The organism is Maritimibacter alexandrii (assembly GCF_005871115.1).
Classification (GTDB): Bacteria; Pseudomonadota; Alphaproteobacteria; order Rhodobacterales; family Rhodobacteraceae; genus Maritimibacter; species Maritimibacter alkaliphilus.
The window spans coordinates 278,984-304,227 of sequence record NZ_SWKQ01000013.1; the positions used below are offsets into that span (position 1 = coordinate 278,984).

A 25,244-nucleotide genomic window follows, 5' to 3' on the forward strand; every position below is an offset into this window, starting at 1 on the left:
GTGGGAGGGGCCCGAAAGCCCCTCCCCGATGGTGTCAGGTGAGATTACTGGGCGAGCCAGGCCTGGAACTTGGCGTCCAGGTCGTCGCGGTAATCAGCCCACCAGGTGTAGTTGTAGACGAACACGTTCTGCGAGTTCTCCGGTGCGGTCGGCATGTGAGGCCCCATCGGAATACCCAGCTCGGCGTGGTCGCCCACGAGCGGCGCCGACGACTGACGGGCCGGACCGTAGGAGATGTAGGCGGCCTGATCGGCAAGACGCTGGGTGTCGGTCGCGAAGCGCACGAAGTCCAGCACCGGCTCGAGACGCTCTTCCGGCAGACCGGCCGGGATGATCCAGCCGTCAAGGTCGAACACCTGCGCGTCCCAGAGCATCTCGAAGGGCTGATCCTGCTCTTCGATCGCCGAGAACCAGCGGCCGTTGTAGGACGAACCCATCACGATCTCGCCGTCGGCGAGAAGCTGCGGCGGCTCGGCGGCGGCCGACCACCAGATGATGTCGTCCTTGATGGTGTCGAGCTTGGCGAACGCCTGATCCTGACCTTCCTCGGTCTCGAGAACGTCGTAGATGTCTTCCTTGGCGACACCGTCACAGAGCAGGGCCCACTCCATGTTGTTGATCGGGCGCTGCTCGAGCGCGCGCTTGCCCGGATAGGTCTCGGTGTCGAACATCGCACAGATCGACTCCGGCGCGGGCGCGCCTTCGGGCAGAAGGTCGGGGCGGTAGGCCGCGGTCGTCGAATAGACGATCTGCGGGATGAAGCAGTCCGACACCAGAAGATCGCCGAAGTCGTCCTCGGCCGAGGTGCCGTCGTCACCTTCGGCGAGCATCTCGTCGAAGTCGATTTCCATGGCGAGGCCTTCGTCGCACAGGCGGATGGCGTCCGCGGCCACGACGTCGACCAGATCCCAGGTGATGTTACCGGCTTCGTTCATGGCGCGCAGTTTGGCCACGGCTTCGGCCGAGCTTTCGTCCCAGGTGATCGACATATCGGGATGGTCGGCCAGGTAAGGCTCGACATAGGCCTTTTGCTGGCTCGCCTGATAGGCACCACCCCAGGACACGAACGTCATGTCCTGAGCGACGGCCATACCGCCGATGCTTGCCACGGCAGAGCCCAGAAGGAGGGTCTTGAGTTGCATAGAGTTACTCCCAGTCATTCGCCCTTTTTGGGTTTCCGGAGAGGCAGAGCCGGGCGAGCCCGCCCTCCATCCCACCCGCGCCCGAGCGGCGCAGGGGTGTCTCGGTATCAATCGAGCGCGCGGCAGTCTTCCGGCAACCAGCCGATTTCGATCTGCTCGCCCGGCTTCAGCTTGACCTGATCGGGCGCGTTGCGCGTCTTGATGATGAAATCCTCGTTGCCCGCGACCCTCAGCCGCGTGCGGAAAATATCGCCCATGTAGATGAACTCGAGCACTTCGGCCTTGAGCGTATGGGCGCCTTTCTGAAGACGCTCGCTGTTGTATTCGACGCGTTCGGGGCGGATCGACACCTGCGTGCGCTGGCCGACCTCGGACACGTTCACGGGCTTGGCGTCGATCACTTCGCCGTCGTCCAGTTGGATGACACAGGTATCGCCCGTGATTTCCTTGACGACGCCTTCAAGCGTGTTGTTCTCGCCGATGAACTGCGCGACGAAGCTGTTCTTCGGTTCTTCGTACAGAACATCGGGCGGATCGAGCTGCTGGATGCGGCCATCGTCGAACACGGCCACGCGGTCCGACATGGTCAGCGCCTCGGTCTGGTCGTGGGTCACGTAGACCGTGGTGATGCCAAGGTCGTGGGCCAGTCGCGTGATCTCGAACTGCATGTGCTCACGCAGTTGCTTGTCGAGCGCGCCGAGCGGTTCGTCCATGAGCACCAGCTCGGGCTCGAACACCAGCGCGCGGGCCAGTGCGATCCGCTGCTGCTGACCGCCCGAAAGCTGGGCCGGGCGGCGGTTGATGAAATCGCCCATCTGAACCATGTCCAGCGCGCGTTTGACCTTTTCCTCGCGGTCGGACTTGCCGATCTTGCGCACTTCCAGCGGGAACGACAGGTTTTCGCCCACCGACATATGCGGAAACAGCGCGTAGTTCTGGAACACCATCCCGATCCCGCGTTTGTGCGGCGGGATGTTGTTGATCGGCTGACCGCCGAGGAGGATGTCCCCGTGCGTCGCCGTCTCGAACCCCGCGAGCATCATCAGGCAGGTGGTTTTGCCAGACCCCGAGGGCCCCAGCATGGTCAGGAACTCGCCCTTCCCAATGGACAGGTTCAGATCCTTCACGACGAGCGTTTCGCCGTCATAGGATTTCTGAACGCGATCAAATACGACGAAACCGTCGTTTCCCTCTTGGCTGGCCAAAAGACCCCCTTACATCCCTGTCGGATTTCATTTGTTTTTGGTTTTGATCAAAGCCAACACGATTGACCTCGGGATTTCAACAGGCTTTTGGGCATTAAATGAGCGTTTGCTCAGACACGAACCTATTGATACCGAAAGCGACACGAAGTTTCTCATGCCCTGCCCTAGGCTTGTGCATTGTTGCGGCGGCGGCCCGCGATGCGCACGGAATCGACATGAATTTCCCGTGAGACTCAGGCCGGGCCGCAAGGTGACGCAAGGTCAGCCCGCGACATCGGCCATGTCGCATCCGCACCAGGGGCCGCGTGGCTACTGTGGGATGGTTTCGCGGTAAAGGTAATTCGAGCCGTCCCAATACCACCGCTCGTAGATCGTGAGATCCCGCTCCGCCGTGGTCAGAAGCAGGTTGGGCCAGGCCCCGATCGGGCGCTTTCGGTCGATGTAGATGCGGGGCGGGTTCTCGACCGGATCGAAGACGACCCAATCGCGGTTCGGCGGTTTGACGAGGAAGTATCGCGCGAAATTCGAGTATCCCAGTTCCGGCGAAGGACCGACCAGCGCATCCACGAACCGCCACCCGTCCGGCAACTGGACGGCGACCGCGCGGCGCACGTCGGGGTCCGGTGCCCCCTCCAGCGCGAGCAGCCGACCGATCCGGTCGTCCAGCGCCTGTCGGGCCGCGTCCATCGCCGCCTCGGTCGAGGGGCCGTTCAACAGAACGAAGCGGTCCGGCGCGGTGTCGGGCGTCGCGAGCCGCTGAAGATCGCCGCAATTGCCCAGAACCGCGCCCAAGGCCCGCGACGAGCCATCCAGCGTCATGCCCAGCTCACGCTCCTGCTTCATGGCCCGAACCCGGAACGTCCCGGCCTGCCCCCTGCGCAGCGCGCCGAGAAGCTCGTCGTCGAGCTGCCGCACGTAGACGGCGAAAAACGCGTTCTCGAACCCGGCGCGCGCCGACAGGGTCAGATACCCGGCCAAGGCCCCATCGACCCGGACGTCGAGTTCCAGTTCAAGCGCCTCGGTGACGTCGAGCCCCTCGACCGATCCTTCGGCCAGAAGCATCCACTGTTCTTCCTCCGGCGTGCAGACGAAAGACAGGCACAGCTTTCCGTCCTCGGTGTCATAGGGACAATACCGCGCTTCGAGCCTGCGGCGGCTCTCCTCAAGCGTCCATTCGGCATCCGCCGAAGGATGCGGCGCGATGAACGGGACCACGCCCAGATCGTAGCTTTGGCAGTCCCGCTCGACCGGACGGGCGAAAGGCGCCAAGGGCGCACCGCCCGGTTTGAAAAGAACCGCTGTCGCTGCGTCGGCAGAGGCTAGGGGTTGAACGCCCTCGTCCGTGGGTGCCGGGCAGTCCGGGCACAGGGTCCATCTGTCCGGGGATCGAAACCGCTCTGACGCGGGGTGGAGGCCGTCCGGCACCACATGCCCCACAGGGTTCATGGCGCAGATTTCGACCGCAGGCCCGTCTTCCCGTGACTGCGACAGGGCCGGCACGGCAAAAACAAGGGCGATCAAGACACAAACGATCCGGGACATGACCTATCCGAACGACGTTCCTCCCCCATTAGGTCCACTGTCCGCCAAATTGGTTAACGGAATCCTCAAATCAGACGGTCGAGCAGGTCCAGACAGGCGGTCAACTGGTCCAGTGCGACGAATTCGTCGGGCTTGTGCGCCTGCGCGATGGACCCGGGGCCGCAGACCACGACATCGCAGCCCAGCGATTGAAACAGCCCAGCCTCGGTTGCGAAGGGCACGAGCCCGGCGGTGTTCGCACCGGTGAGTTTCATGACCAGATCGCGCGCGGCGTTGCGCTCCATCGGCTCGAACCCCGCGACCTCGCCGATCACCTCGGTCTGGATACGCGCGCGCGGCTCGACCTTCTGCATGGCCGGGAGCAGCACGTCACGGGCGTAAGCCTCGATCTCGGATTTCACGAAATCCATGTCCTCGTTCACAACGGGGCGAAACTCCCACTCCACCTCGGCCTTGCCGACGATGACGTTGTGGGCGACGCCCCCATGAACGCCGCCGATGTTGAGCGTGGTCCAAGGCGGCTCGAACGCGCTGCCCTCGGGCGCGCGGGTCTTGAGCTCTTCGCGGATTTCCAAAAGGCGCGAGACATAGCGCACGGCGTATTCGGCCGCGTTCACCCCCTGATCCGGGTCGGACCCGTGCCCCTCTAGCCCGGTGAAGCGCGTGGTGTATTCGCAGCAGCCCTTGTGCCCCTCGATGATCCGCATTTCGGTCGGCTCGCCGATGATCGCCATGGCCGGTTTCACCCCCCGCGCCTCGAGCGCGGCGATCAGATCGGCGGCCCCGAGACAGCCCACCTCTTCGTCATGGGTGAAGGCGAAATGGATCGGACGGTCGAGATCGCGGGCCGCGTAGTAGGGCGCCATGGCGAGCGCGCAGGCGATGAACCCCTTCATGTCGCAGGTGCCGCGCCCATAAAGCAGACCGTCCGCCTCGCGCATCTCGAACGGGTCCGAGGACCAGTCCTGCTCCGCCACCGGCACCACGTCGGAATGACCCGAAAGCACGATGCCCCCGTCGCCTTCCGGCCCGATGGTGGCGAAAAGGTTGGCCTTGGTGCCGTCGGCATTCGTCAGCACCTCGACCCGCGCGAAATGGCGTTCGAGGTAGTCCGCCATCCAGTGAATCATGTCGAGATTGCTGTCCGACGAGACGGTCGGAAAGGCAATGAGCGTGGCGAGGATATCGCGGGCGGTGTCGAGACGTGTCATGGCGCGACCCTGCCACAGCAGCGTGGGTCTTGCCCATAGGCCGCGTTCCCGATCAGAGCGAGCTTGCGCCCGCACAGGTCTAGCGCCGCCCTGCCTTGCGGCAGGACGCCGCGGCAGGGGGACCAGTCCCCCTGACCCCCTGAAGTATTTGGGAAACAGAGAAGAGGTGGACCGGGGTCAGTTGCCTGCCGCGCGCGCCTCGACCAGCGTGCCCTGCGCGACACGGTCGGAGGGGTGGGTGATGACCCTGTCGCCCGCCTCGAGACCCGAAAGAACCTCGGCCTCGTCCGAATTACGCTGACCGATGTCGATGGAGGTCAGGTGCGCCGTGCCATCCCGGACGACGAAGACCGCCCAGTCGGCCCCGTCGCGAAAAAGCGCCGAAATCGGGAGCCGCAGGGCATTGTCGGCGGACCATTCCACGATCCGGGCGTAGACCCGGAAGTTGTGGCCGAGCGGCGGCACATCCACGCCGTCCGCGAAGTCCAGAACCACGCGCACGCGCTGCTCTTCGATGCCCAGCGCCGAGACCTTGGTGAAGGCCGCAGGCTCGATCTCGCGCACGACGGCGTCGAGCGCCATGTCCCCGCCCCAGCGTTCGATATGGGCGGGCGCGCCCGCGGCGAGGCGCACCGCGTCGGTCGACAGGAGTTCCACGACGATTTCCAGATCGTCGGTCGGCCCGATGGTCAGGAGCGTGGTTCCCGCCGTCACCGGCCGGGCCGACGTCGAGGTGACCGACAGCACCTTGCCCGACACGGGTGCCCGGATATCGACGCAACAGGCCTCTTCTTCGTCGAGGGTGCGCTCGCCGGGCTGGGTGAGAACGGCGCGCGCCGCCGCCACCTCGCTCATCCGCATGTCCGCCGTGGCATGGGCGCTGTCGAGCTGCGCCGAGGCGATGTCGACGGCGGTTTCGGCCGTTTCGAGCGCCGCATCCGACGTGGTTCCGCGTTCGTGCAGATCGAAGGCGCGGTTGAGCTGACGCTGCGCGTTGTTCAGATCGGCCTCGGCCACGGTGATCTGGGTCTTCGCCAGCGCGAGCGCCGCTTCGGCCTGTGCCACCGCCGCCTCGGCCTGCTTGCGGGCGCGTTCGTCGAGGAACGCAGGCTCGCCCGGTTCGATCCGCGCGATGACCGTTTCGCCCTTGATGACCGTGTCGCCGACCTTGACCGGCGAGCGCCCGACGGTGCCCGATACGGGGGCCGCCACTTCGAACACGTCGCGCACGCGCGTGGTGCCGTCGGCGTTCACCGTGACTTCCATCGGGCCCGCCGTCACCTCGGCCATGTCGACCGGAACGATCTCAGGCTGCATCGACACCCAGACCGCACCTCCGATGGCCGCCACGGCCACGGCGCCGATTACGATGGTTCTCAGTTTCATGGGGTCACTCCCTTGTTTTCATCACGGCGACGAGGTCCATGCGGTCGATCCGCCGCCGCACGATCAGGGCCGAGACGATGGTGGCCCCCGCCACCACGCCCGCGGCACGCCAGTAGGTTGTATCGGTCACGATGAGCGGCAGCGCATAGAGGTCGGATTTGAAGCTTTCGACCATGCCCGCCGCCATGCCGTAGCCCATGACGAGGCCCACGGGGATCGCGACCAGCGTGAGGATGAACAATTCGCCCAGAAGGATGTAGCTCACCTCGCCCTTGGTGAAGCCGAGGATGCGCAGGCTCGCCAGTTCGCGGGCGCGTTCCGACAGTTGGATACGGGCCGAGTTGTAGACCACGCCAATGGCGATGAGTGCGGCCATGAAGGTATAGACCGTCAGCGTGATCCCCGCGCTTTCCGCGATGGTTTCATCGAAGCCGCGCCGCACCTCGGACATATAGGTGATGCCCGAGATCGCGGGGCTGGCCTTGATCGCCTCGAACAATTCCTCGCGCCGCGCGTCGTCGATCTCGACATTGGCGAGGCTCAGGCGCGGCATGTGCCCGAGTATCCCGCTCGCGGTCTCCAGGTCCATATAGGCGGAGAGGCCGAAGAACTGCGCCACGGTGCCGGTTATGGGCACGCGGTAGCGGGTGTCGCCTTCTTGCAGGAACTCGACCTCGAGGATGTCGCCGATGTCGGCGTCCAGATGATCGGCCAGACGTTTTGCCAGCACCAGCCCGTGCTCCGGTGCCACTTCGACCCGGTCGTCGCCGTCGAAGACGCGCACAAGGTCGTTGCCGGGCCGCGCGGCCTCGATCCCGATGGTGCGGGTCAGGTGGCCGTGGTGCAGACGCACGGGGATCGACAGGCTGCCCTCGGCCCGCATCACGCCGGGCAGGTTCTCGACCGCGTCCAGCACCGCCTCGGGGCGTTCGATGGCGAATTCGAGGATCGCGTCCTGACGGTTGGCCTGCACGAAGGCCACGTCGAGCAGCTCGTCGAAGCTGTCGAACATGAAAAGCCCCGCGACGATGATCGCCGCCGAGATCGAGATCCCCAGACTGGTCAGCGCGGCCCTGAGCGGCCAGCGCCCGATGGCGCGCAGGATCATCATGGTCGGCTGCTGCGGGCGCATGACCTGAATGAGCCGGTCGAACAGGCCCCGGCGGAACCGCGTGGGCGCGGGCGGCGACATGGCCACGGCGGGCGACAGGCCCACGACGCGGCGCACCGCCATCATCGCGCCGACGAGCGCGGCCAGAAGGCCGGCGGCGGCCCCGATCACGTAGACGCTCGGGCGTTGCACGAAGACCAGATAGGGGAAGTGGAAGTATTCGACATAGACCGACGCCATCGCCTGTGACGCGGCCAGCCCCATCAGCCAGCCGATGACGACGCCGATGGCCCCGATCCCCAGAGACAGTTTCAGGTAATGCGCCGCGATCTCGCCGGTGGAATAACCCAGCGCCTTCAATAGCCCGATCTGTTCGCGCTCCAACTGGATGAGCCGGCCCAGCACCATGTTCACGAGGAACGCGCTCACGACGAGGAAGATCGGCGGCACGATCCGCGCCATGACGTCGAGCTGCTCCAACTCGCCGTCCAGAAACGCGTTCGAGACCTGCTGATCGCGGGCATAAGACCCGGTGCCGCCATAGGGTTTCAGCAGGGCTTCGAGGTCGTCCCGGACCGGCTCCAGATCGGTGCCGCGGGTGACCGACAGCGTCACGGAGTTGAAGGCACCCGACAGGTTGAAGGCCGCCGCGATCACGTCTTCGGCCATCCACAGGATGCCGAAGCGTTCGTCGTCGGGCATGATCGAGCCGGGGCCGATGGTGTAGATGAACTCGGGGCTGAGGACGACGCCGGTGATGCGCACGTCGCGCTTCTGGCCGTTCAGCGTGACCGAGAAACCGTCGCCGGGGCCATAGTCATGGGCCAGCGCGAAGGCTTCGTTCACCACGACCTCGTCGCGACGGCCAAAACCGGGCAGCCGCCCCTCCTTGACGATGAGCGCGTTCATCACGGGCTCGCCCGAGGCCGGGATCGAAAGGATCTGCGCCATCGCCGGATCGGACATATCCGGCAGGTCGAGCACCGCGAACTGGCTGATCCGGGCTTCGACCCGCGCGACACCGGGAATGGACGCGATCTCTTCGACCAGCGTTTTCGGGGCGCGCGCGGCAGAGGACCAGATATCGGCGAACCGCGCCCGATCGTAGAACGTGTCGCGCGTCTCGGTCAGGCTGCGCTGGGTGCCGAAGGCCATGACCATAATCATGACCCCCACCGACAGCACGGCGGCGATGGCCAGCGCCTGCGCCCAGAGCCTGCGGATGTCGCGAAAGAGCTTCTTGTCCAGCGCGCGCATCGTCACCACTCGATTTCGGACGGGGCGATGCGGCTGTCGTTGGTCACCACCTGCGCGATGTTGCCGTCCGCGAAATGCACGACGCGGTGCGCCATCTTTCGGATGCCCGCGTTATGGGTGATGACGATGGTCGAGGTGCCGAGCTCGGCGTTGATCTTCGCCAAGGCGTCCAACACCTGAACCCCGGTGTTCGAATCCAGCGCCCCGGTCGGCTCGTCGCACAGGAGCACTTCGGGCCGTTTGGCGATCGCGCGCGCAATCGCGACACGCTGCTGCTCGCCCCCCGACATTTCCGCCGGAAAGTGGTCGAGCCTGTGGGTCAGCCCCACCCGCTCCAACGCCTCCTCCGGTTTCATCGGGTTCTTGGCGATCTCGGTCACGAGCGCCACGTTTTCACGCGCCGTCAGCGAGGGCACGAGGTTGTAGAACTGAAAGACGAACCCGACATGCTCGCGGCGATAGCGCGTCAGCTCCCGCTCGCTCATCGCCGTCAATTCCTGATCGCGGAACCACGCCTGCCCGGCGCTCGCATGGTCGAGGCCGCCCAGAATGTTGAGAAGTGTCGACTTGCCCGACCCCGACGCGCCGAGCAACACGGTGAATTCGCCCGTGTAAAGCTCTGCATCCACGCCACGCAGCGCGTGCACGTCCACCTCCCCGGTCCTGTAGACCTTGGTGATTGCGGTGGTGTGAAAGACCCTGTTCATCCCGTTCGCCATGTGGCCATCCTAGCCATATGGTGCGACGCCACTTTGATCTGGTTCAATATTTTTCGTGGTCTGTGCATAAGAACGCTGCCGCCAACCTTGAAGCGTGGACAGCCAGATGGGCCGCAGCCCCACGATTCCACGGTCATAAAGGCGCAGCCAGATGCGCCGCCAGCGGCTGGGATGATCCGCGAAATGCGCAATGAAATCGCGGGCCGCCGCGATGAACGCCTCGCCCGACGCGCGCGACCGCAACAGGGCCTCGACCTGCCGCGCCCGATCCGGCCCCTCCGGCAAGCCGCTCACCGCCGCATGGATCGCTGGGCCGAGGTCGTGCCGGATATGCGCCCGCGCGGCGAGCGAGACCAGAACGAGGTGCAGGAAGATCGGTGAGGACAGGGTAAGACGCCTTGCGACCCGGTGGTATTTCCGCCACGGCTTCGGCACCTCGCCAAGCGGCGCATCGCGGCAGACCAGCACCCCGGAAGCGTAGAGATCGTAGAACCGCCCGATGACGCGGTAGGCCAGTTCTGCCTCGACCGCACCGTCCAGCGCGCCCAGCCATCGTGCGGTCGTGTAGCGGTAGAGGTGGGCGAAGAGCACATGGACGCGGGCACCGCGATGGTCCGGCAAGGCGTCCAGTTCCTCGGCCACCGCCGCAAGCGTCGCGGCGACCGCGTAGGCCCCCGCGCGGGCATCTTTCGGGGCATCCTTCATGGCGCGTCCCCTCGCCTTCGCCGCAGCCTTGCCGAGCGAAGGCCCGGAGCCGGCTTGCCTCGCCCCATCCTACCGCGCGGAGGGCCGGCCCACAAAGGCCCACGCTGACGCAGCGCCCGCGCCCGCCGGGACGGATGACCCCGACCGGGTCGCCCGCGTCAGTCGAAGTGGTAGGTCAGGCCCATCCCCGGCGCGAAAATGCCGCTGCCGTTGCGCCCGCGTGCGGGCACGTAACGGACTCCGGCGAAAGCGGTCAGGTTCGTATCAGGCACGTCATACAGGAACCCGGCCTTGGCGATCGCCCCGGCACGCAGGGGACCGATCAGAAGGTCGGGGCGCAGGAACCCCTGATAGCCGTAGATGAACCCGGCATCCAAACCGCCATACAGGCCGAAATCGCCAAGGACATCGGGGCGATACTGGACCTCGAAATTCACGCCCAGCGAAAAGGACTGCGCGTTGAAACTGTTGAGGAACACCATCCCGCCGTAGGACACCACCAGATCGAACTCCGGCGACAGGCGATAGACGTTGCCGCAGGCGATCTGCCGCGCGTTCATCTCTTCGTTCAGCGGGCGGAGGATGGGCGGCTTGATGTGCCAGAACTTGCTGAAATACTCGACCGTCACCTGATCGCACAGGCCCGAGATCTGGGCACGGGCCGCACCCGGAAGCGTCGCGGCGGCAAGGGTCACGGCAATCGCCACGGCGATCCCGCGCAGATAGGTCAACATTTCACCCGCGCTCCTTCGAACGACGCGGCCGGATCACCGGCGCGCAGAGGTTCCATCCCGATCGTCAGTAGTGTCGTATTCCCGGCAGGCCCGCCAGTGCCCTGCCGGCGTGGCGCTGCTGTTTTCCGCGACTGTTGCCGAGTTGGACCGTTCCCAAGCTACCGCCAAGTCACGCCATAGGCCGATGCGTTTTGACGCGGGCGCGCCGCCCGGTCATGATCGCGCCATGTCGGCCAATATCCGCGGCACCCTCGTTCTCGATTACACGCGCTTCCTGACCCATCTCGGTCAGGACCCGGCCAAGGTCTTTTCGGCGGCGGGCTATCCGCTCGAATCCGCGCTGGATCGCGATACCCGTGTGCCGGTCGAGGTGCCGACGGCGCTTCTGGAAACCGCCGCGCGGATGCTCGACATGCCCGATTTCGGGCTGCGGCTGGCCGAATTCCGGCAGATGCCCGACCTCGGGCCGGTGGCGCTTTTCCTGCGGGAAAAGGAAACGCTGGGCGACGTGCTGGAAACCATCGCGCAGGCGTTTCACCTGCATTCGAACGCGCTTTACCTCACCAATATCGACATGGGCGACACCATCGTCCATGCCATCGAATTGCTGACCACCGACCATCGCCTGTCGCGCCAGAGCGCCGAGATGATCGTGGCCGGGGTGCGCGAGATGTTTCGATGGATTCTCGGCCCGGACTGGCGCCCGGCGGGCATCCTGTTTCGCCATGCCCGCGTGCTGCCGGAGCGAACCTATCTGGCGCATTTCGGGCAGGTTCCCGAGTTCGAGCAGGAATACAACGCCATCGTGCTGGAACGCGCGGACCTGTCGCTGTCGCTCAAACGGGCGGCCCCGGCCTTCGACAAGGATGCGCGCGCCATCCTCGCGGATGTGCAAAGCGCGCCCGAGGTCTTTCTCTACCGCGTGCGCCAGCTCATCGTGCTCACGCTTGGGCAGGGCGAGGCGCGGGCGGACCGGATCGCCGGGCTTCTCGGCATCGACCGGCGCACCCTGCATCGGCGGCTGTCGCGCGAGGGGCTGACGTTCTCGGGCCTGCTCCATGACGTGCGGCGGGAGTTCGCGCAGCAATACGTGGTGAGCACGGATCGCTCGATGGCCGAGATCGCGCTGCTCGTCGGGTTCGAAAGCCCGGCGGTCTTCAGCCGGTGGTATCGCGACGCGATGGGCCAGACGCCGCGCGACAGCCGGGCGGCGGCGCGGGCGGGCACCTGACCGCCTGTCCCAAAATGTCAAGAAGACCCATCCGAGTCCCGCTAATGTCCGAGGCCGAAGCGAGACCGGGAGGACGGCTCGCCCCTCAGGAGGAACCACCATGAAACGCACGTTCACACAGATCGTCCGCGCCGCCGTCGCCGCGACGCTGATCGCCCCTGCCGCTTTCGCGCAGGACTATCCGTCCAAGCCCGTGACCATCATTCACGCCTATCCGGGCTTCGCCTTCGACGCCGTCATGCGCGCCGCAGCCGAGAAACTTCAGGAAAAATGGGGCCAGCCGGTCGTCGTCGACACCCGCCCCGGCGCGAACGAGGTCATCTCGGCCAACACCGTCGCGCAGGCCGCCCCGGACGGCTACACGATTTTCGCCGGCACCGAATCGACCTTCCTGAACAACCCGGCGCTCTACGCGTCGCTCCCCTACGATCCGGCCACCGACCTCGAACCCGTCAGCCAGCTGTTCAACGTCCAGTTCGGCCTTCTGGTGCGCGGGTCCATCGAGGCCCAGACTGCGGACGAGTTCATCGCGCAGATGAAGGAAAGCACCGGCACCTTCGGATCGTTCGGGGTGGGACACATCATGCACCTCGGGATGGAGAAGCTTAACACCGCCGCCGGGATCGAGATGAAACACGTGCCTTATTCCAACGGCGGCCAGATGCTTCAGGACATGCTCGGCGGTCAGATCGACGCGACCGTGGCCAGCACCGTGCTCGCCACCCGGTTCGGCGAAGGCGGCAAGCTGCGGATGCTCGCGATGAACGGGGCCGAACGTCAGGCGGCGCTGCCGGACGTCCCGACCTTTGCCGAGGTCGGCTTTCCCGAGTTGGAAATCTACTCGATCGCCGGGATCGCGGTGCCGGGCGGCACGCCGTCCGAAATCAAGATGGCGATCTACGAGGCCTTTGCCGAGGTCATCTCGGACCCCGCCTTCGAAGCCGAAATCGTCGTGCCGAACGGCTACGAGGCCGTCCTGAGCACACCCGAGGAATTCACGAGCTTCATCGCGGACGAATCCCCGGCCGCAGCCGATCTGATCGAAAGCCTCGGCGTGAGCCTCGCGCAATGAGCGCCAAGATCATCAGGACCGATATCCCCGTCACCGACGGGGATATCGAGGTCGTGCGCAAGATGCTCGAAGACGTGAAGTTCGCTCAGAGCTACCGGGCGAGCGGCGATATCGCGGCCCTGCGCGCGGCCACCGCCAAGATGGTGCAGAACCCGTTCTTCCGGCCCGTTCCGGCGGGCGTCGCCGTCGAACCCGGCGCGCTGGGTGGTGTGGAAGGCGAATGGATATCCGGCCCCGACGCCTCGGACGACGTGCTCGTGTTCTTTCACGGCGGCGGCTACATTCGTGGCAGCCTCGACCTTGGCCGCGCGAATGCGGCCGAGATCGCGCTGGGGTCCGGGTGCCGCGTCTTTGCGACCGCGTACCGGCAGGCGCCCGAAAACCCCTTCCCGGCCGCCGTCGAAGACGCGGTCGCGGTGGCATCCGCATTGGGGGCCGACGGCAGGCGTTTTGCGCTGGTCGGGGAATCCGCGGGCGGCGGGCTCGTCCTGTCCACCGCGATGACGCTCAGGGACCAAGGCAGGCCCATGCCCTTCGCGATCAGCTGCATCAGCCCCTTCGTCGACCTTACCCTGTCCGGCGAAAGCTGGGACTTCAACGCAGGCAAGGACATCGCGACGCGCGAGATGGGCAACGACATGATCGCGCTTTACATGGGCGACGCGGACCGGGCCGACTGGCGGGCCTCGCCGGTGTTCGGAAGGTTCGACGACCTGCCACCGATCCATGTTATCGTGGGCGCGAGCGAGGGGCTGTTCAGCGAAGCCCTGAGCGCATCCGAACGCGCCGCAAGTGCCGGATGCCCGGTGACGCTGGACGTGTTCGCCGAGATGCCGCACGGCTTCACCAAGTATCGGTTCGATGCGGCAGGTCAGGCGATGGCGCGGGTCACGCGCTGGCTCGCCACCCGCGCCAAGGAAGGGGAGGAGACATCGGCATGACCGTGACCGTCGAACGGGCGCGTGAACTGGCGGGCGGCACCCTGCTCGCCCTCTTGGGCGGTGGGGCGGCGCTCAAGGCGCTTACCTCGCAACACATCGGAACGCCCGCGAACATGGGGCCGGGCTTCTTTCCCGTCGTGCTCGGTGTCTGCCTTGCGCTGTGCGGGCTGGGTGTGGCCGCCGCGGCCCTCGGCAAATCACTCGACCAAGCGGCGGTGCCGCGCGTCAACGTGCGTGCCGTGGCGCTCGTCACCCTGTCGGTCGCGCTTTTCGCGCTGACGATCCGCCCGCTCGGCATGGTGCCTGCCGCCTTCCTGCTGGTGCTGACGGCGGGGTTCGCCGACCCGCGCACCAAACCTCTGACACTCGTCCTTCTCGCGGGTGGCCTTGCCGGGATCAGTTGGCTCGTCTTCATCGTCGCCCTCGGGATGCCGCTGCGCGCCTTCGCGTTCTGACGCACCGGAAAGATCACCATGTTCTTCGATCATCTCCTGCTCGGGTTCAGCGAGGCATTCACGCTGACGAACCTGTGGTATTGCTTCATCGGCGTGCTGCTTGGAACGCTCGTGGGCGTGTTGCCCGGACTGGGCGCGCTCATCACGATCTCGCTCCTTCTGCCGTTCACCTACTACCTGCCGGTGGACGGTGCCCTCATCATGCTGGCGGGCGTGTATTTCGGCGCGGATTTCGGGGGCGGGACATGTTCGATCCTGATCGGCGTGCCGGGGCATCCGGCGGCCGCTGTCGATGTGCTCGACGGATACCCGATGGCCAAACAGGGGCGCGGCGGTGTCGCGCTGTTCATCAAGTGCATCGCCTCCGCCTGGGGGTCGTCCGTCGGCATCATCCTGTTGATGCTCTTCGCCCCGGCCCTGTCGGCCTTCGCACTGAAATTCGGCCCGGCGGAGTATTTCATGCTCATGGTTCTGGGCCTCGTGGCCGCCGCCAGCGTGGGGCGCGGCTCGCCGCTCAAGGGGTTCGCGATGGTGGTGCTGGGCCTGTTGCTGGCCACGGTCGGGACCGACGTGAACACCGGGCTGCAACGCTTCACCTTCGGCATGACCGAACTGTCGAACGGCGTCGGGCTGATCCCGGTGGCGATGGGCCTGTTCGCCCTCACCGAAGTCATGTCGAGCATCGGCAAGTCCGCCGTCTCGCCGGTCAAGCAACGCCTTCGCCTGCGCGATCAATTGCCGTCCCGTGCCGAATGGCGCGCCTCGTGGCCCGCGATGCTGCGCGGCTCGGGGCTGGGGGCGGCGTTCGGCGCGCTTCCCGGCACCAGCGGTGGCATGGCCACCTTCATCGCCTATGCGGTCGAGAAGCGCGTCTCGAGGACGCCCGAGAAATTCGGCACCGGCGCGGTCGAGGGGCTGGCCGCCCCCGAGGCCTGCAACAACGCGGGGATCGGCACCGCGTTCATCCCGTCGCTCACGCTGGGCATCCCCGGCGATGCGGTCATGGCGCTGCTGCTCGCGGCCCTCATGCTTCAGGGCATTCAGCCCGGCCCGATGGTGATGACCAGCCACCCGGAACTGTTCTGGGGGCTCATCGTCAGCTTCTGGATCGGCATGGTCATCCTCGTCGCCCTGAACATCCCGCTGATCGGGATCTGGGTGCGGCTCCTGCAAATCCCCTACCCGCTCATGTTTCCGGGCATCGTGCTTTTCACCTGCATCGGTGTGATGAGCGTGGGCAACTCCACCTTCGACCTCTGGATGACGCTGGTCTTCGGCCTCGCCGGTTTCGCGTTGATCCTGTTGAGGTTCGATGTCGTCCCGCTGATCCTTGGCCTGATCCTCGGCGCCCCCATCGAAGAGAATCTGCGGCGGACGCTGCTGCTGAGCGACGGTGATTTCGGCGTGTTCCTGACCCGTCCCATCGCGCTGACGGCAGGGTTGGCCGCGCTTTTGATCGTGGCGCTCTCCACCTTCGCGCAGATGCGGCGCAAAAGGGCGGGGCATCACGCGACCGTCGGTCACGAGGACATCGGCTAGGTCTTGCGATCCTCCGGTCCCGCGCCGACCTCGGGGTCGTTGTAGTCGCTCGGGTCGAAATCTTCGGGGTCGTAGGGCTCTTCGTCCTCGGCGATCCCGGTCACATGGGTCGTGCCCGTCTCTTCGTCGTAGACGAGGCCGTAATTCGTGCGGCCTTCGGACTTGTAGCGCAGGAATTCGTGGATACCGGCATAGATGAAGGCCACGACGAAGGGCGAGATGAAGATGAGGGCGATCGTGCGCGCTTCCATTATCGCACCCCCCGCATGGTCATTTCGGCGAACAGTCGGGGCGCACCGACCGGAACGGTGGCCGCGGCGCTTGGGGGCAGTCGATCATTGCACATGGGCCGAAGGTGGTGACCGAGCGCGCGGATGTCAAATGCGGCCCCTCTTGCGGCGCCGCGACGAGCGGAATGGAAGCAAACCTTTGATATCGCTGGTACCCGCGGCCGGACTCGAACCGGCACGGCACTCAGGCCAAGGGATTTTAAGTCCCCAGTGTCTACCATTCCACCACGCGGGCCAGCGACGCGGACCGTAGCCCAGCCGCGCGGGCGAGGAAAGGCCGTCAGATGCCCTGTTCGGCGCGTTTGCGGGCTTTCGAGAACTTCATGCCGGGGTCCGTCAGCCGGTCGGTCGGCCCGACCCAGGCATAGGCCAGAAGACATGGGTCGTCGTCGCCCGTGGTGATCCGATGCTCCTCGCCCGGCCTGTTCAGGATCAGCGAACCGGGGGCATAGACCGCAAGCTGGTTTTCCGACCAAGCGCCGGCGATGGAGATATAGCTTTCCTCGATGTCGTGGTGGCTGTGCTGGGGATAGGTTGTGCGCGGCGCGAACAGGACGAAGCCCAGCGTGATCCGCTCGGTCACGACGGGGCCGCGCGGCCCCAGCACCTCGCAATAGGCGTATTTCCGGGCGAGGTGCGGCGGCACCTTCGCATAGCCGTATTCCCACGTGAGCAGCGGCGAAATCCGCTCCAACGCGCGGCTCAGTCCGAACATCGGCGTGCGCGCGCCAAGGTCGAAGGCCCGGTGCAGATGCGCCGTCACCGGCTTGGTCTCGGGCGGGCGCGGATGAACCAGCGGGTTGCCATCCACCACAGACGACAGCGTTTCACGCACCTTGCGGCGGTGGCTGCGGATCGCCTTGGACCCGCCCGCCGAGCCGTGGCGATAGAGCGCCTCGAATTCATGCAGCAGGTAATGCCAGCCGGGGCTGTCGTTCAGGCGGACGCCCTCGATCCCATCCGATGCCGGTGCCGTGCTGTCCATCGCCGCCTCCCCTTCGTGGTGGCGATTACGAAAACCCGACATGGGGGGTCGGGGCAATGATTCTCGCGCCCTAACGCGGCGCGCCGTAAAGCTCGGGGATCAAACCGCGTTCCGGCAACCAGGGGTGAAGATCGACGGCCGCCCTCAGCGCATCATACCCTTCGTCCTCGCGCCCCAGCTTGAGAAGCGTCACACCCTTGCCGGACAGCGCCGGAATATGGCGCGGAGCGATCTCCAGTGCCCGCTCGATATTTTCAAGTGAGGCGGCGTAGTCTTCCTGCCGGAAATAGACGAAGGCCCTCTGGTTCCACGCCTCGGCCCATGTCGGGCAGTATTCGACCAGCGCGTCGAACGCCTTCTGCGCACCCTCGTAATCGGCCACGCGCATCCGTTCGAGGCCGACGTCCAGCAGCTCGCCCGACCATTTGTCCGGCGGCGCCTGCCAGAGCGACCACATATCGCGCAGCGCGTCGCGGGCGACCATATAGGTCTGGGCGGCCTGCCCTTCCGCGATCAGGGCCGCCAGCGCGTCGCCGGTATCGGGGCCTTCGGGACAGGTATCGGCCCAGATCGGTGTCGCCACGAGGAGTGGAACGAGAAACCGCATGTCCAACCGTCCGCCGCACGGACGATCCCGTCAAGTCACGCACGCGCGAGCCGCTTGACGCCCCCGCGCGCATGGGGCCATCTGCACCCATGTTTCCGATCCGCGATCACAACCCGTCCGAACGCACGCCTTTCGTCACCTACATCCTCGTGGCGATCAACGTGGTCGTCTTTCTGGGCCAGCTCGGCCTCGACGACCGGGCGCTGGGCGAGGCGTTCTGGACCTGGGGCGTCGTGCCGGAGCGGATCACGTCGGGCAACGGGCTGGAAACGCTCATCACCTCGCAGTTCTTGCATTCGGGCTTCTGGCACATTGCGGGCAACATGCTGTTTCTGTGGATCTTCGGCGACAACCTCGAGGATGAGCTGGGCCATTTCGGCTTTCTGGTCTTCTACCTCGCCAGCGGTGTGGGGGCGGCGATGTTCCAGATCCTGCCCGATCCGTCCTCGGGCATTCCGATGGTCGGCGCATCGGGCGCCATCGCCGGGGTGATGGGCGGCTACCTGCTCCTGTTTCCCAAGGCGCGGGTCGATGTGCTCTTCATCTTCATCGTCTTCTTCAAGATCTTCCCGATGCCCGCGTGGATCATGCTTGGGCTGTGGTTCGCGCTCCAGCTATTCAACGGCGCGACGATGCCGGGCGACGGGGTGGCCTATATGGCCCATGTCGGCGGGTTCATCGTAGGGTTCGTCTGGGTGCTGCCCAAGTGGCTGCGCGAAGGCGGGCCGGAGTTCTGGCGCCGCACGCACGGGCACCCGCCGCATCCCGACGCGCAATATCGCTTCTCATCATCGAGCGTGCCTGCGGTCCGCCGCCGGCGATAGTCAGGGGTCAGGCCCGGTTCTTATTCCGGCCCGACCGACCGACCAGAGACGAATTCGCTCAGCTTGTTGGCGAGCGTCGGAACCGAGCTGGTGACGGAAAAGCCTGCGAACAGGCCAAGCATCAGGATCGCGGCGGTCAGTGCGACCCAATCGACGGTGACAGCCCCATCCTCTTCCTTCAAAAAAGGCCGCAGCAGCCTTCTTGCGATACGCATTGCAACACATCCCCTTCGAATTGCTTCGAGACAGGATGGCGTCAAAACGCGGCGCAATTGTGCCGTAGTGATGCCTAAGACGTGGTAAAACGGACGTTCGGGGCCGGTCAGTCCCGGATGATCTTGGCGAAACTGTCGAAGATCGCTTCGTTCGCGCCGATCACGTCACCGCCCGACAGGATGTCGCCCTCGGGGTCGATGGGTTCGACCAGACCGCCCGCTTCGCGCAGGATGACAAGGCCCGCCGCCATATCCCATGCGTTCAGGCGCCGTTCCCAGAACCCGTCGTAGCGCCCCGCCGCCACATAGGCGAGGTCGAGCGCCGCCGACCCCCAGCGCCGCACACCGGCGCAGGTCGGCATCAGGCGCGCGAGGTCCTGCAAGGTCTGGGGCAGATCGCCCCGCCCGCCGAAGGGCACGCCGGTCGCGAAGATCGACTCGATCATCTTGTGACGGCTCGACACCCGCAGACGCTGCTGGTCGTTGAGCCATGCGCCGTTGCCCTTCTCGGCGAAGAACATCTCGTCCTTCGCGGCGTCGAACACGACGCCCGCGACGATCTCGCCCTTGTGCTCGAGCGCGATGGACACCGCCCAGTGCGGCAGGCCGTGGAGGAAGTTCGTGGTCCCGTCGAGCGGATCGACGATCCAGCGCCGCGTCGGGTCTTTACCCTCTTCGCCGCCGCCCTCTTCGCCGAGCCAGCCGTAGTTCGGGCGCGCTTCCATCAACTCGTTCTTGATGATCTCTTCGGCGGCGATGTCCGCACGGCTCACAAAGTCGCCCGCGCCCTTCATCGAAACCTGAAGGTTCTCGACTTCGCGAAAATCCTTGACCAGCGACCGACCCGCCTTGCGCGCGGCCTTGATCATGACGTTGAGATTGGCGCTGCCTTGCATGTCCGGGGCTCCTTGGTTCAGAGGGCGCTATACGCGCGGGCGGGCGCGATGCCAAGGGGCGCGCCGGGGCCAAAATAGGCGAACAAGCCATTTCCGTGTTATCCTTCGCTCATTCTTTGGAGAATGGGGGATTTGAAAATGGCCGCTGACTGCCGCACACCGAAAATACATTACAGACAGAAAGTGGTTGGCGATCTGGTGCTGGATGAGCGGTACGTTCCGATCGTGCCACCGTCCATCGAAGCCAAACGGCTCGTCATCGAAACGTCCAAGACGCGGGAGACGATGGCCGCCGAGCTTCTGGCCCAGATCAATCGCAAACTCACCGCGCGCAACGCCGCCGTGCCACAGTGCGGCAAGGGCTGTATTCCCATCGGCGAGATAGAGCGCAAACCCCCGCCGCCCCCGATGAAACGGCGCGACACGCTCACCTTCAAGGAGCCGTGCCGGTTCAAGGGCAAAGACAAGACGTTTCAGATCGAGGTCACGTTCAAGATCGGGGGCACCGTCATGGTCGAGACCCGCGTTTTCGACATCCTGTGCGATGCGCCGCTCGAAGACGCCGCCTTCGCGGACGAACCCAGGACCTACTACATCGACGACGAGATCGGCCCCTTGGTGGAACAACTGACCGAAGAAGACCGGAAGCGGTTCGGGATCAGCGAGGTCTCGCAGGCCTGACGCCACGCGGAAGGTGGACAGTGGCCGGGGCTTGGCTACTGTCGCCCCATGACCACGCGCCAGATCCTCGTCACCGCACCGAAATCCACGCTGACCTACCTTGTGCGGGCAATCCGCGACGTGGGCGTCATCGACCTGCGCGTGCTGGAGGCGACCGATCCGCCCGGCGATCCCGTTCTTCTGATCCTCGCCGATGACGACGACCGCCAGACCCTGCTCGACCGGATGCAGGCGGTGTTCGGACCGGAGAACGAAGACGACTGGCGCATCACCCTGCTGCCCATCGAAGCGACGATCCCCCGTGTCGAGGAGGAGGACGAAAAGGAAGAGCCCAAGGAACGGCGCGAATTCGCCTCGACGGGCCGCACGCGCGAAGAGATTTACGACAGCGTCTGGCGCAATGCGCGTGCCGACCGGAATTACATCACCTTCGTCGTGCTTTCGACAATCGTGGCCGCCTTCGGGATGCTGGCCGACAACGTGGCCGTGGTCGTGGGCGCGATGGTGATCGCCCCCCTGCTCGGCCCCAACCTCGCCCTTGCCGTGGGCATCGCCCTTGGCGACGGAAAGCTGATGGGCAAGGCGCTCATGACCAACCTCGTCGGTGTCGCGATCGTGCTGGCGCTCAGCCTCGCCATCGGGCTGATCTGGCCCCCGGACCTCGCCGCGAAGGAATTGATGAGCCGGTCCGAGGTCGGGTTCGACGGTATGGCCATCGCGCTGGCCTCCGGTGCCGCTGCCGCGCTTTCGCAGGTATCCGGCCTGTCGTCGGCCCTTGTCGGGGTCATGGTCGCCGTCGCCCTTTTGCCGCCCACCGCGGCCATCGGACTGTTCGTGGGCTTTGGCCAGCCCACCCTTGCCGTGGGCGCCGCGACGCTTCTCGCCGTGAACGTGGTCTGCGTGAACCTTGCCGCTCAGGCGGTCATGGCCAGCCGGGGCATCACGCCGCGCACGTTTTATGAGAAAAAGGCGGCCGCCCGGTCGCAATGGATCAGCGCGGCCATATCCGTGGGCCTGCTCGCCGCCCTCGCCGCCCTCATCTGGTGGCGGCTTCTGCACCCGGCGACGTAACGGTCATTCGCCCGCCAGCAACTCCTCCATGAAAATCGAAAAGAGCTGAGGCCGCCCGTCCACCCCCGCCTTGCGAAACACCGCCGCGCCCTGAGCGCGCACGGTGCCCGAGGCCGTGCCGCGAATGCGCGCGATCTCGTCGTTCTCGATGCCCTTGAGCATCAGCAGCGCCACGTCCCGCTCGCTCGCCGTCAGGTTCCACTCGTCGAAAAACGCCCCGATGACCTCGGCCATCTCGCCCTGCGCGGCCCGCGTGGCGTTCTCGAGGATCGCGACCCGGTTCATCACCCGGCGCAGCTCGAAGATCAGAAAGGCCACACCGCCGACCATCGCAAGCCCCGCGACGATCTCGACCCATTTGTGCGGCCCTTCGAATTGTCCGTCGCCGACAAGGTCGCCGATCACGTCGCCCAGAAAGAAGATCGCGCAGAGCGTCTGGACGACGATGACGGCGGAAAGCAACGCTGCCCGCCGCCCCGTTCTGGCGCGATCGCTGACGGCCACCGCCGTCATCCGAGGCGATCCGTCGGCACGCGCTTGCGGCCCGTTATCATCGCAGGCACCAGCGGCACGCGCGTCAACACGGTATCGAGCACGATACCCGCGAAGTGAAGCACCACCGAAACCATGATCCAGCCATAGATCACCTCATGCGCTTCCTCGACCCAGTCGATACCGAAATAGGCGACCGTCCCCATCATGTATCCCGTCACTCCCATCGCGATGACCGAGGCCCAGAGGTTATAGACCATGAGCGCCCCGGCAGGGTTATGGGAAAGATGCACGTGACGCCGCCCCCGGTGCAAGTCCGTCAGATGCCTGAGGGCCGCCATCGGGTTCGGGGGGAAGCTGGACAACCGCGCATGGCGTGGCCCGACGAGCCCCCACAAAAGCCGCAGGACGACGAGCCCGACACCGACGTAGCCGAAAAGCTGGTGCAGGCCCGCGCTCTTGCCCTCGGGCTCGAACAGAAAGGAACAGCCCAGAACCGCCGCCGCCACGCCCCAATGCGTGATGCGCACGACCGGGTCCCAGACCTTGACGGTGGTCACCCCGTCCGGGGCGCGCCGATCACGCGCCCCGGAGGTCGTCGAAGCGACCTCAGTCATCGTCGCCGCCTTGCACGACCGCGCCGGTGGTCGGGTCGACATAGACCTCGGCGGTCATCTTGCCCTTGACCACGTAGGCTTCGATGCGGCCGTCCTCTTTTTCGATCTTGCGCACGTCGAAGCCCAGTGCGGTCAGCGCGTTGCGGATCGAGGCCTCGTCGGTGCCGAGCATCGTGCCCGCCGCGAGATCCGGCATCGTCGCCATCGACGCGTCGTCATCGTCGGCTGCGAAGGTGACGGCAGGCACAGCGATAGCGAGCGCGGCGAGGGTGAGAGTGATCTTTTTCATCGTGTGGGTCCTTTCGGTGGCCCGACAGGCACAGCGCCCGCCGGTCCCCTCCAGATTTGCCGATCACCCGCGGCGAGCCATTGGCGGGGGGCTTAGTCGGGCCGGTCTAAGCGCCCGCTTAGGCCCAGCCGCAGCGCCCCTATGCGGCCAAGCCCCTATGCCCGTTGAAGTTTTACCGGCTCGGTCCGCGCCAGCCGCATCATGTGCGCGATAAAGGGTTTTGACACGTCCTCGTCCCGCGTCGCCGCATACATCCGCTTGTTCAGCCCCGCTTCGGTGATCGGCCGGACCGCGTAATCCGGGTTCGAGCGGTATTTGCCCAGCACCCAGTCGGGCAGCACCGTCACTCCGCGCCCGGCGGCGACGAGCATCAGGATCACCTCGGTCAGTTCCACGCCCCGCGTGCCCCTCGGCTCGACCCTCGCCGGGGTCAGAAGCTGGGTGAAGATGTCGAGCTTCGCCCGTTCCACCGGGTAATGCAGCACGACCTCTTCCGCGAAATCCCCGGCCTCGATCCACGTGCGGTCTGCAAGCGGATGGTTCGCGGCGCAGACGAACATCGGCTCATAGTCGAAGAGCGGCGTGAAGGTGACGCCCGGCAGGCTCACCGGATCGGAGGAGATGACGAAATCCACCTCTTCCCGCCTCAGCGCCTCGATCGCGTCGAAGGCCAGCCGCATCCGGATGTCCACGTCCACCTCGGGCCAGGCGCTGCGGAACCCGTCGAGCACGGGGAAGAGCCAGTCGAAACAGGCGTGGCACTCGATTGCGATGTGCATACGCCCCGACCGGCCCGACTGCATCGCGCGAAACTCTTCCTCGACCGCCGAAATCTCCGGCAGGATTCGTTCGGCGAGGCGGAGCAGCTTCATGCCCGCCGGCGACAGCTTCATCGGTTTCGACCGGCGCTGGAACAGTTCCATCCCGACCTGCTCCTCCAACCCCTTGACCTGATGGGACAAAGCGGACTGCGTGATGTTCAGCATGTCGGCGGCGCGGGCCAGCCCCCCAGCCTCGTGAATGGCCCGGATGGTGCGCAGGTGACGAAATTCGAGATACATTGTGAGCGATCCTCATATTCTTTCTGAATATTATGAATTTGTCTCACGAAGGCCAAGGCCCTAGGTTCACCTCAACACCAAGAGGAATCTATCGCCATGAAAGCGCCCCGCATCTCGTTCGAATTCTTCCCGCCGAAGAACATCGAATCGACCTTTCGCCTGTCCGATACCGTGCGTGACCTCGCGCCGCTCGACCCGTCTTTCGTGTCGGTGACCTATGGCGCCGGGGGCACGACGCGCGAACTGACCCACGATGTCGTCGCGACGATCCACAAGAACTACGGCCTGAACGTCGCGGCGCACCTGACCTGCGTGAACGCGACCCGCGACGAGACGATGGAGATCATCGACAACTACGCCCGTGTCGGCGTGTCCGAGATCGTCGCGCTGCGGGGCGACCCGCCCAAAGGGTCGAACGGCTTTGTCCCGCATCCGGACGGCTTCGCGAACTCGGTCGAACTGATCGAAGCCATCGCGGCGCGCGGCGACATGAAGATCCGCGTCGGCGCCTACCCCGACCCGCACCCCGAGGCGGCGTCGGATACGGCGGACGTCGACTGGCTCAAGCGCAAGATCGACGCGGGCGCGACCAGCGCGATCACCCAGTTCTTCTTCGAGGCCGAAACCTTTCTTCGGTTCCGCGACAAATGCGCGGCAGCCGGGATCGACGCCCCGATCATTCCGGGGATCCTGCCGATCCAGTCGTGGACCGGGGTCAAGAACTTCGCGAAAAGCTGCGGCACGCCGGTGCCGGGTTACCTCGACGATGCCTTCCTGCGCGCCGAGCGCGACGGGCGCGAGCGGCTGCTGTCGATTTCGCTGACGACCGAGCTTTGCACCGAGTTGATGGAAGAAGGCGTGGAAGACCTGCACTTCTACACGCTGAACAAGACCGACATCACGCGCGACATCGTTCACGCGCTGGGCGTGACGCCCAAGGTGGCGCTGCAACAGGTCGCCTGACCC

Annotated in this window: 27 protein-coding genes and 1 tRNA gene; 9 read left to right on the top strand and 19 right to left on the bottom strand. The window is 65.6% G+C overall.

The annotated features are described in order from the left end of the window. Positions 1-44: 44 nt before the first annotated feature. The 9 genes from FCT00_RS13875 to FCT00_RS13915 form a co-directional block, all read right to left on the bottom strand. Positions 45-1,142 carry an extracellular solute-binding protein gene (locus FCT00_RS13875; RefSeq protein ID WP_138423485.1) on the bottom strand — a complete coding sequence of 366 codons (1,098 nt, stop codon included), beginning with the start codon at positions 1,140-1,142 and terminating at the stop codon, positions 45-47. 107 nt (positions 1,143-1,249) lie between these two features. Next, on the bottom strand, positions 1,250-2,347 hold the full coding sequence (locus FCT00_RS13880) for an ABC transporter ATP-binding protein (RefSeq protein WP_008330341.1): 1,098 nt from the start codon (positions 2,345-2,347) through the stop codon (positions 1,250-1,252). A 309-nt stretch (positions 2,348-2,656) separates the two neighbouring features. Beyond that, the gene (locus FCT00_RS13885) at positions 2,657-3,616 is read right to left on the bottom strand and encodes a hypothetical protein (protein ID WP_138423486.1); all 960 of its coding nucleotides are present in this window, start codon (positions 3,614-3,616) and stop codon (positions 2,657-2,659) included. 338 nt (positions 3,617-3,954) lie between these two features. Then, a complete protein-coding gene (argE, locus tag FCT00_RS13890) occupies positions 3,955-5,100 on the bottom strand; it encodes an acetylornithine deacetylase (protein ID WP_138423487.1) in 1,146 nt (381 codons plus the stop codon). A gap of 177 nt (positions 5,101-5,277) precedes the next feature. Beyond that, complete coding sequence (locus tag FCT00_RS13895) at positions 5,278-6,486, bottom strand: efflux RND transporter periplasmic adaptor subunit (protein WP_138423488.1); 1,209 nt, start codon at positions 6,484-6,486, stop codon at positions 5,278-5,280. A 4-nt stretch (positions 6,487-6,490) separates the two neighbouring features. Next, complete coding sequence (locus FCT00_RS13900) at positions 6,491-8,854, bottom strand: ABC transporter permease (RefSeq protein ID WP_235889088.1); 2,364 nt, start codon at positions 8,852-8,854, stop codon at positions 6,491-6,493. Positions 8,855-8,856: 2 nt separating this feature from the next. Continuing rightward, positions 8,857-9,573 (bottom strand): ABC transporter ATP-binding protein, encoded by a 717-nt coding sequence (locus FCT00_RS13905; protein WP_138423490.1) that lies wholly within the window; start codon positions 9,571-9,573, stop codon positions 8,857-8,859. 9 nt (positions 9,574-9,582) lie between these two features. Then, entirely contained in the window at positions 9,583-10,278 is a 696-nt protein-coding gene (locus FCT00_RS13910; protein ID WP_138423491.1) for a hypothetical protein, read from the bottom strand. A 158-nt stretch (positions 10,279-10,436) separates the two neighbouring features. Next, on the bottom strand, positions 10,437-11,012 hold the full coding sequence (locus FCT00_RS13915) for a hypothetical protein (protein WP_138423492.1): 576 nt from the start codon (positions 11,010-11,012) through the stop codon (positions 10,437-10,439). Between the two features lie 226 nt (positions 11,013-11,238). Between FCT00_RS13915 and FCT00_RS13920 the strand changes: the two genes are divergently transcribed. From FCT00_RS13920 to FCT00_RS13940, 5 genes are all read left to right on the top strand, one after another. Next, complete coding sequence (locus FCT00_RS13920; protein WP_212748017.1) at positions 11,239-12,243, top strand: AraC family transcriptional regulator; 1,005 nt, start codon at positions 11,239-11,241, stop codon at positions 12,241-12,243. Positions 12,244-12,343: 100 nt separating this feature from the next. Next, positions 12,344-13,315 (top strand): Bug family tripartite tricarboxylate transporter substrate binding protein, encoded by a 972-nt coding sequence (locus FCT00_RS13925; protein ID WP_138423494.1) that lies wholly within the window; start codon positions 12,344-12,346, stop codon positions 13,313-13,315. Next, complete coding sequence (locus tag FCT00_RS13930) at positions 13,312-14,256, top strand: alpha/beta hydrolase (RefSeq protein WP_138423495.1); 945 nt, start codon at positions 13,312-13,314, stop codon at positions 14,254-14,256. Before FCT00_RS13925 ends, FCT00_RS13930 begins: the two co-directional genes overlap by 4 nt. After that, the gene (locus tag FCT00_RS13935; RefSeq protein ID WP_171042996.1) at positions 14,253-14,711 is read left to right on the top strand and encodes a tripartite tricarboxylate transporter TctB family protein; all 459 of its coding nucleotides are present in this window, start codon (positions 14,253-14,255) and stop codon (positions 14,709-14,711) included. The genes FCT00_RS13930 and FCT00_RS13935 overlap by 4 nt, the downstream gene beginning before the upstream one ends. An 18-nt stretch (positions 14,712-14,729) precedes the next feature. Beyond that, a complete protein-coding gene (locus FCT00_RS13940; RefSeq protein WP_138423497.1) occupies positions 14,730-16,250 on the top strand; it encodes a tripartite tricarboxylate transporter permease in 1,521 nt (506 codons plus the stop codon). Here FCT00_RS13940 and FCT00_RS13945 read toward each other — a convergent pair. From FCT00_RS13945 to FCT00_RS13960, 4 genes are all read right to left on the bottom strand, one after another. Beyond that, positions 16,247-16,501 carry a hypothetical protein gene (locus FCT00_RS13945; RefSeq protein WP_008330371.1) on the bottom strand — a complete coding sequence of 85 codons (255 nt, stop codon included), beginning with the start codon at positions 16,499-16,501 and terminating at the stop codon, positions 16,247-16,249. The genes FCT00_RS13940 and FCT00_RS13945 overlap by 4 nt on opposite strands. Positions 16,502-16,689: 188 nt before the next feature. Beyond that, positions 16,690-16,775, bottom strand: a tRNA-Leu gene (locus tag FCT00_RS13950). Between the two features lie 45 nt (positions 16,776-16,820). Further along, on the bottom strand, positions 16,821-17,525 hold the full coding sequence (locus FCT00_RS13955) for a dimethylsulfonioproprionate lyase family protein (protein WP_008330373.1): 705 nt from the start codon (positions 17,523-17,525) through the stop codon (positions 16,821-16,823). A gap of 70 nt (positions 17,526-17,595) precedes the next feature. Continuing rightward, on the bottom strand, positions 17,596-18,132 hold the full coding sequence (locus FCT00_RS13960; RefSeq protein WP_138423498.1) for a tetratricopeptide repeat protein: 537 nt from the start codon (positions 18,130-18,132) through the stop codon (positions 17,596-17,598). A gap of 89 nt (positions 18,133-18,221) precedes the next feature. Between FCT00_RS13960 and FCT00_RS13965 the strand changes: the two genes are divergently transcribed. Then, complete coding sequence (locus FCT00_RS13965) at positions 18,222-18,956, top strand: rhomboid family intramembrane serine protease (RefSeq protein WP_008330377.1); 735 nt, start codon at positions 18,222-18,224, stop codon at positions 18,954-18,956. Positions 18,957-18,976: 20 nt separating this feature from the next. Here the strand turns inward: FCT00_RS13965 and FCT00_RS13970 are convergent, their stop codons facing one another. After that, on the bottom strand, positions 18,977-19,171 hold the full coding sequence (locus FCT00_RS13970) for a hypothetical protein (RefSeq protein ID WP_008330378.1): 195 nt from the start codon (positions 19,169-19,171) through the stop codon (positions 18,977-18,979). Positions 19,172-19,278: 107 nt separating this feature from the next. Next, a complete protein-coding gene (locus tag FCT00_RS13975; RefSeq protein WP_138423499.1) occupies positions 19,279-20,067 on the bottom strand; it encodes an inositol monophosphatase family protein in 789 nt (262 codons plus the stop codon). Positions 20,068-20,265: 198 nt separating this feature from the next. Between FCT00_RS13975 and FCT00_RS13980 the strand changes: the two genes are divergently transcribed. Continuing rightward, positions 20,266-20,748 carry a hypothetical protein gene (locus FCT00_RS13980; protein WP_138423500.1) on the top strand — a complete coding sequence of 161 codons (483 nt, stop codon included), beginning with the start codon at positions 20,266-20,268 and terminating at the stop codon, positions 20,746-20,748. Positions 20,749-20,796: 48 nt separating this feature from the next. Continuing rightward, positions 20,797-21,819, top strand: a complete 1,023-nt coding sequence (locus tag FCT00_RS13985) for a TIGR00341 family protein (RefSeq protein ID WP_138423501.1) — start codon at positions 20,797-20,799, stop codon at positions 21,817-21,819. Positions 21,820-21,822: 3 nt separating this feature from the next. Here the strand turns inward: FCT00_RS13985 and FCT00_RS13990 are convergent, their stop codons facing one another. From FCT00_RS13990 to FCT00_RS14005, 4 genes are all read right to left on the bottom strand, one after another. Further along, positions 21,823-22,332: a helix-turn-helix transcriptional regulator gene (locus FCT00_RS13990; protein ID WP_138423502.1), complete on the bottom strand. Its 510-nt coding sequence runs from the start codon at positions 22,330-22,332 to the stop codon at positions 21,823-21,825. Next, entirely contained in the window at positions 22,329-22,928 is a 600-nt protein-coding gene (locus tag FCT00_RS13995; protein ID WP_138423503.1) for a cytochrome b/b6 domain-containing protein, read from the bottom strand. The genes FCT00_RS13990 and FCT00_RS13995 overlap by 4 nt, the downstream gene beginning before the upstream one ends. Further along, positions 22,921-23,217, bottom strand: a complete 297-nt coding sequence (locus FCT00_RS14000; protein WP_138423504.1) for a PepSY domain-containing protein — start codon at positions 23,215-23,217, stop codon at positions 22,921-22,923. The genes FCT00_RS13995 and FCT00_RS14000 overlap by 8 nt, the downstream gene beginning before the upstream one ends. Before the next feature lie 155 nt (positions 23,218-23,372). Then, entirely contained in the window at positions 23,373-24,278 is a 906-nt protein-coding gene (locus FCT00_RS14005) for a LysR family transcriptional regulator (RefSeq protein WP_138423505.1), read from the bottom strand. 96 nt (positions 24,279-24,374) lie between these two features. Here FCT00_RS14005 and metF point away from each other — a divergent pair, with 96 nt between their 5' ends. Then, entirely contained in the window at positions 24,375-25,241 is an 867-nt protein-coding gene (metF, locus tag FCT00_RS14010; RefSeq protein ID WP_008330386.1) for a methylenetetrahydrofolate reductase [NAD(P)H], read from the top strand. Positions 25,242-25,244: the final 3 nt, after the last annotated feature.